This window comes from Candidatus Accumulibacter vicinus, assembly GCF_000584955.1.
Lineage (GTDB): Bacteria > Pseudomonadota > Gammaproteobacteria > Burkholderiales > Rhodocyclaceae > Accumulibacter > Accumulibacter vicinus.
The window spans coordinates 73014-75149 of sequence record NZ_JDSS02000013.1 but is presented as its reverse complement, the minus strand read 5'-3'; the positions used below and the strand labels follow the sequence as shown (position 1 = coordinate 75149).

The window sequence follows — 2136 nt, the reverse complement described above, 5'->3', positions numbered from 1 at the left end:
GAGGCCGTGCTCGCGGCGGGCGAGGATGACGTAGTCGACGAGCAGGCAAGTCGGTGATGTTAGCAACTGGATCGGAACAACGAAGCGGTACGGGCCTCAGTCAGTTCCGACAACAACGGGCGATCTCGGCGAGGGCGCAAGCAAGCGGAGCGGTCCATCGCCTCGACAGCAAAAGGCGGAGAGAACGGCGGGCTGCTCGAGCTCGATGGTGAGCCGTTTGGCCGATGAGCCTATGTGGCCGCCGGCGAAATGGCGAAATCGCTCCCGACGCCGGCCTGCGATGAGTCTTGTCGTAGCTCGACTACGACAATGGCAAACATTCCAAATCGCGAGCTTCGTTCGCGATCACGCCATCGATTGGATCGACGCCCGCGCGATCTCAAGCCCTCTTCGCGCGCGGCGTCATGGCGCAGCTGTCGGCCCGCGCGTCGTCATTCGCGCTGCTCGCGAGCGAGCCACGCGACCTGCGGTCGGCCATCTCGAGCCAGATATGCGATCCCGCGAGGAAGTGCACCAGGCCTTTTGCGAGATCGGCGTCGCGGTGGCTGTGGCAGAGGGAAGCGGTTTTCGCACCCTGTGTACGCGCTTCGGTAAGCGTGCTCGGTCCGAATGTCTTTGTTCTCTGACCAGCAGCGCGGAGGGTGCCCTCGCGTGCATTGTTGCGGCAACGTCGTCCTGTCCTGGTGGTGGCTTCGCAGCGGTTCAGAGCACACCTCGAAACGTCGTCAGTCCCTTTACAGTCTGGGTGAGGCCCTGCTTGAGCAGCACGTCGAGATAGCGGTCGACATCCATCGCTGGGTTCTTGAGCTGCTGGCGCTGCCGCTGCGCAGCGGCGACGACCGCGGCTTGATCGAGATCGAAGAGGTTCTCGACGAACACGTCGGGGTGTTGAGCTTCGAGGCCGAACAACTGTAGCACCTCAGCCGGAAAGTCCTTCTCGTTGAAGGTCACGATCACGCTGGCGTGGCAGCGAATCGCGACTGCGAGGACGTGCCGATCATCGGGGTCAGGAAGCGTGAGGCCGGCGACCAGAACCTCGTGCCCCGTCACCAGGGCGTCGGGGATCGCCCGATCCATCAGGTCGGAGGTTCGATCGAGCTGTTCGGCGGTGAGGTCCGGGCGATTCTTCAGCACGTTGCGCTTCCACTCGTCGTGGATCTCAGCGCTCCAGCGCGCACGGAACCGCCCGGACAGGCCGAGCCACATCAGGAAGTCCCGTAGCGGCGCGGGGTAGAGGACGCAGGCGTCGTAGACCGCGGTGAACGGCGAGTTCCTCATTCGTAGCCCAGCCGCAGATCCTGGGCTTGCTTCGCCAATTCTTCCATCGCCTTGGCGCTGGCACGGTCACGCTCGGCCTTGAAGGCCATCAGATCGGTGAATCGGATGCGCCGATGCTTGCCGGCCTTGTGAAACGGCAGCGCACCGGTCTCCAGCAGCTTCACGAAATGTGGGCGCGACACGTTCAGCATGTCGGCGGCCTCCTGTGTCGTCAGCTCGGCGTGGATCGGCACCACCTTGACGGCGTTGCCTTCGGCCAGCTCCGACAGGATGTCCACCAGCAGGCGCAGGGCAGACGTCGGCAGCTCGACCTGGTGCGCCTGATTCTTTTCGTCGAAGATCTGGATGCGCTGGGTCTCGAACTGGGTGCTCAGATAGGCCGCCAGCGCGCGCTGGCTCTGCACGGCCGCCGCGACCTCGCGCTCGACGGGCAGCGTGGTTTCGAGGGTTGGGGCCTGGGTCATGACATCTCCCGGATGTGGGTGGGTCTGGCTATCGTATTCGAAACAAACGAAAAACGCAATAAACGAAACGTCGACTGGTCAGCCCAGCTTGAACTTGCTATCTGCCCGGGTCCTCCGCAGAAATCCTCTCCAGTGCTTGATCCCGGCGCTAAGCCGATGACTTACCGCGCATTCATGACGCCATTTGTGCAAGCGTCATGGCGCCGAGATCAGGTTGTCTGAGTCTACGCCAACTTGCCGCCGGTTGTAGCGCCACCAACACGGCCTGCCTTCGCTTGGCGGCGCGGATGCCGCCGCCGCGCCTACGGCGTCCGGACAGCCCACGCACCGCTTGCAAATAGGCCGGCGAACGGGTGCTCGCTCATGCGCGCGGCTTCGGCAGGCGCTGGCGGAG

2 protein-coding genes are annotated in these 2136 nt (G+C 63.9%); both read right to left on the bottom strand.

The genetic code is table 11. The features are described 5' to 3' along the window. Nucleotides 1–702: 702 nt before the first annotated feature. On the bottom strand, nt 703–1278 hold the full coding sequence (locus tag CAPSK01_RS03605) for a PIN domain-containing protein (RefSeq protein ID WP_034922659.1): 576 nt from the start codon (nt 1276–1278) through the stop codon (nt 703–705). Continuing rightward, nucleotides 1275–1742 (bottom strand): helix-turn-helix domain-containing protein, encoded by a 468-nt coding sequence (locus tag CAPSK01_RS03600; RefSeq protein ID WP_034922657.1) that lies wholly within the window; start codon nt 1740–1742, stop codon nt 1275–1277. The genes CAPSK01_RS03605 and CAPSK01_RS03600 overlap by 4 nt, the downstream gene beginning before the upstream one ends. Nucleotides 1743–2136: the final 394 nt, after the last annotated feature.

Bases quoted from the DNA above. Each gene is read 5' to 3' on its own strand.
- CAPSK01_RS03600 (WP_034922657.1), bottom strand. From the start codon at position 1,742: ATGACCCAGGCCCCAACCCTCGAAACCACGCTGCCCGTCGAGCGCGAG.
- CAPSK01_RS03605 (WP_034922659.1), bottom strand. From the start codon at position 1,278: ATGAGGAACTCGCCGTTCACCGCGGTCTACGACGCCTGCGTCCTCTAC.